Raw genomic sequence first — 4,347 nt, forward strand, 5'->3', positions numbered from 1 at the left:
GCCGGCCCGGGACGCGGTGAGCTGCTCGGTGCCGGTGGCCCGGCTGACGGCGGGGCACGAACAGGTCATCAAGGCGGCGCTGTTCGAGGCGCGGGACCGTTGGGTCATGAGCACACGAGCCGTTCGGACGGCGTACGCGACGAGGCCGCCGGCCCCCGCCCCGGGGGCCGGGCGGCGGATCCTGGTGGCGGTGGCCATCGCGGCCACCATGCCGTACCTGGCGCTGAAGACCGCCTGGCTGTCCGGGAGCCGGATCGGGATACCGGACGGCAGCGTGCTGCTGGAGCCCGGGCCGTTCTTCACCGCGGCCAATTCCGTCACGCTGGCCATGGACGCGAGCGTCATCCTGCTCGTCCTGATGCTCACCAGGCCCTGGGGCATGCGGGTGCCCGCTTGGCTGCTGGCCGTCCCGGTCTTCGTGGCCACGGGGCTGCTGACCCCGATCATCACCGCGTTCCCGGGCCAACTGCTCATACGGGCACTCGGCTTCGGGGCGGACCCGGCCGCGGAGGCCGCGCGCGAGCCGTTCCTGGACCCCTGGGTGTTCAACGTGGTCTACGGCGGCTTCACGGTCCAAGGGCTCGCTCTGGCCGGCCTGTTCGTGCCCTATGCGCGAGAGCGCTGGGGACGGCTGTGGCGGGGCGTGAGGGTGGCGGCCCCCTCGGACGGAGTCCGGGGGAGGCTGCCGTCGTCCACGGGGGTGGCGGCGGCAGCCGCGGCCGCGGCCGGCCTGGTGGTCGCGGCGGTGTACGTGTACTGGGCCTTCGGCGGTACGGCCGGGCTGGGTGCCGCGGAGGCGGCCGCGCACTCCGCGGAGACGGGTGTGGTGTCCGCCGTCCACGGGATGTGCGCGCTCGCCGCCGGGGCGGGGGCGCTGCTGCTGGCCCGTGGCGGGGGGCTCCGGGTGCGGGGGCCGCTCGCCCTCGCCTGGGTCGGAGCGGGCGCGACGCTGACCTGGGGGGCCTGGGTGCTGATCGCTTCGCTGGGGCCGCAGCTGGACGGTGGCGAAGGGCCTTCCTCCGCAGCCCTGTTGGCCTACGCTGGCCAGATGATCACCGGATCGCTCACCGCCGCCGTCCTCACCCGGTTCCTCACGTCCCGCCGCGAAGGATGATGCGCGGCGCTCCGGGCCGGCTGCTGGGCGCGCGGGCCCGGCTGCGCTGGGTCCATCTGATCCTCGGCGGGGCGCTGCTGATGCCGTACTTCCTCCTCACCCAGGTGGGGGTCGGTATGGCGGCCGGCGGGGTCAATGCGCTCAACTCCTTCCCGCTGGCCCTCGCCGCCTATGCGGCGGCCCTGCCGCTGGTCGCGGTGACCGCCGTCTTCGGGCTGGTCCGGCCGCTGTCCGTGACCGCCGTCCGGGCCATGTGCGGGGTGCCGGGCGAGCGGCTGGCGGAAGGGCCGGCGCGGTCCTGGGCGGCGCGGGGGCGGACCTCCGCCTGGTGGACCCTGCACCTGGGGGTGGGCGCGTTGGTCAGCGCCCTGACCCTGGCGGTGCCGCCGTGGGGGGTCATGCTGATCGTGCTGCCCTTCGTGAGCGGACTGCGGGAGGCCGAGCTCGGACTGGGGTGGTTCTCCACCAAGGCCGATCCGTACGTGGCCCCCCTGCTCGGGATCGGTCTGCTGGGCGGGCTCGTCCTGTGCGCCGTCGGGGCCGGGGCGTTGCTGGCCCGGATGGCGCCGGTACTGCTCGGGCCGACGGCGGCGGACCGGCTGGCCGCCGCCGAGGAACGGGCCGCCGACCTGGCCGTGCGCAACCGGCTGGCCCGGGAGCTGCACGACGCGGTCGGGCACGCGCTGAGCGCCGTCACCCTCCAGGCGGTCGCCGCCCGGCGGATGCTGGAGCGCGACCCCGCGTTCGTACGGGAGGCGCTGGCCGCGATCGAGGACACCACCCGACGGACGGTGGGCGAGCTGGACGCCGTACTGGGTCTGCTGCGGGACGGGGACGCGGCCCGGCCGGACGCCGTGCCGGCCCCCACCCTCGCCGCCGACCTCGACGGGCTGCTGGCCCGCACCCGGGCGGCCGGCACCACCGTCACCGCACACCAGGACCCCGGGCCCGGCGGGGACTGGGCAGGACTTCCGGCGATCGCCTCCCGCGAGGCGTACCGGATCGTCCAGGAGGGACTCAGCAACGCCCTCCGCCACGGCACCGGCCCGGTGGACCTGCGCATCCGGGTCCGGGCCGGTGCCGTGGCGGAGGGCGTTGCTGAGTCCCTCCTGGACGATCCGGTACGCCTCGCGGGAGGCGATCGCCGGAAGTCCTGCCCAGTCCCCGCCGGGCCCGGGGTCCTGGTGTGCGGTGACGGTGGTGCCGGCCGCCCGGGTGCGGGCCAGCAGCCCGTCGAGGTCGGCGGCGAGGGTGGGGGCCGGCACGGCGTCCGGCCGGGCCGCGTCCCCGTCCCGCAGCAGACCCAGTACGGCGTCCAGCTCGCCCACCGTCCGTCGGGTGGTGTCCTCGATCGCGGCCAGCGCCTCCCGTACGAACGCGGGGTCGCGCTCCAGCATCCGCCGGGCGGCGACCGCCTGGAGGGTGACGGCGCTCAGCGCGTGCCCGACCGCGTCGTGCAGCTCCCGGGCCAGCCGGTTGCGCACGGCCAGGTCGGCGGCCCGTTCCTCGGCGGCGGCCAGCCGGTCCGCCGCCGTCGGCCCGAGCAGTACCGGCGCCATCCGGGCCAGCAACGCCCCGGCCCCGACGGCGCACAGGACGAGCCCGCCCAGCAGACCGATCCCGAGCAGGGGGGCCACGTACGGATCGGCCTTGGTGGAGAACCACCCCAGTCCGAGCTCGGCCTCCCGCAGTCCGCTCACGAAGGGCAGCACGATCAGCATGACCCCCCACGGCGGCACCGCCAGGGTCAGGGCGCTGACCAACGCGCCCACCCCCAGGTGCAGGGTCCACCAGGCGGAGGTCCGCCCCCGCGCCGCCCAGGACCGCGCCGGCCCTTCCGCCAGCCGCTCGCCCGGCACCCCGCACATGGCCCGGACGGCGGTCACGGACAGCGGCCGGACCAGCCCGAAGACGGCGGTCACCGCGACCAGCGGCAGGGCCGCCGCATAGGCGGCGAGGGCCAGCGGGAAGGAGTTGAGCGCATTGACCCCGCCGGCCGCCATACCGACCCCCACCTGGGTGAGGAGGAAGTACGGCATCAGCAGCGCCCCGCCGAGGATCAGATGGACCCAGCGCAGCCGGGCCCGCGCGCCCAGCAGCCGGCCCGGAGCGCCGCGCATCATCCTTCGCGGCGGGACGTGAGGAACCGGGTGAGGACGGCGGCGGTGAGCGATCCGGTGATCATCTGGCCAGCGTAGGCCAACAGGGCTGCGGAGGAAGGCCCTTCGCCACCGTCCAGCTGCGGCCCCAGCGAAGCGATCAGCACCCAGGCCCCCCAGGTCAGCGTCGCGCCCGCTCCGACCCAGGCGAGGGCGAGCGGCCCCCGCACCCGGAGCCCCCCGCCACGGGCCAGCAGCAGCGCCCCCGCCCCGGCGGCGAGCGCGCACATCCCGTGGACGGCGGACACCACACCCGTCTCCGCGGAGTGCGCGGCCGCCTCCGCGGCACCCAGCCCGGCCGTACCGCCGAAGGCCCAGTACACGTACACCGCCGCGACCACCAGGCCGGCCGCGGCCGCGGCTGCCGCCGCCACCCCCGTGGACGACGGCAGCCTCCCCCGGACTCCGTCCGAGGGGGCCGCCACCCTCACGCCCCGCCACAGCCGTCCCCAGCGCTCTCGCGCATAGGGCACGAACAGGCCGGCCAGAGCGAGCCCTTGGACCGTGAAGCCGCCGTAGACCACGTTGAACACCCAGGGGTCCAGGAACGGCTCGCGCGCGGCCTCCGCGGCCGGGTCCGCCCCGAAGCCGAGTGCCCGTATGAGCAGTTGGCCCGGGAACGCGGTGATGATCGGGGTCAGCAGCCCCGTGGCCACGAAGACCGGGACGGCCAGCAGCCAAGCGGGCACCCGCATGCCCCAGGGCCTGGTGAGCATCAGGACGAGCAGGATGACGCTCGCGTCCATGGCCAGCGTGACGGAATTGGCCGCGGTGAAGAACGGCCCGGGCTCCAGCAGCACGCTGCCGTCCGGTATCCCGATCCGGCTCCCGGACAGCCAGGCGGTCTTCAGCGCCAGGTACGGCATGGTGGCCGCGATGGCCACCGCCACCAGGATCCGCCGCCCGGCCCCCGGGGCGGGGGCCGGCGGCCTCGTCGCGTACGCCGTCCGAACGGCTCGTGTGCTCATGACCCAACGGTCCCGCGCCTCGAACAGCGCCGCCTTGATGACCTGTTCGTGCCCCGCCGTCAGCCGGGCCACCGGCACCGAGCAGCTCACCGCGTCCCGGGCCGGC

General features: G+C 76.0%; 4 pseudogenes. 2 read left to right on the forward strand and 2 right to left on the reverse strand.

Annotated features, from left to right (window positions below):
• Together PV721_RS41595 and PV721_RS41600 are read left to right on the forward strand one after the other, a co-directional pair.
• A pseudogene (locus PV721_RS41595) lies at positions 1 to 118 on the forward strand (IclR family transcriptional regulator); the annotation flags it as partial.
• A gap of 1,556 nt (positions 119 to 1,674) precedes the next feature.
• Positions 1,675 to 1,887, forward strand: a pseudogene (locus tag PV721_RS41600) (histidine kinase dimerization/phosphoacceptor domain-containing protein); the annotation flags it as partial.
• A 573-nt stretch (positions 1,888 to 2,460) separates the two neighbouring features.
• On the opposite strand, the pseudogene PV721_RS41605 reads toward PV721_RS41600, so the two are convergent.
• Positions 2,461 to 3,237: pseudogene (locus PV721_RS41605) on the reverse strand (histidine kinase dimerization/phosphoacceptor domain-containing protein); the annotation flags it as partial.
• 992 nt (positions 3,238 to 4,229) lie between these two features.
• Positions 4,230 to 4,347: pseudogene (locus PV721_RS41610) on the reverse strand (IclR family transcriptional regulator); the annotation flags it as partial.

Origin of the sequence: Streptomyces sp. MB09-01 (genome assembly GCF_033794505.1) — a bacterium.
Taxonomy (GTDB): Bacteria; Actinomycetota; Actinomycetes; order Streptomycetales; family Streptomycetaceae; genus Streptomyces.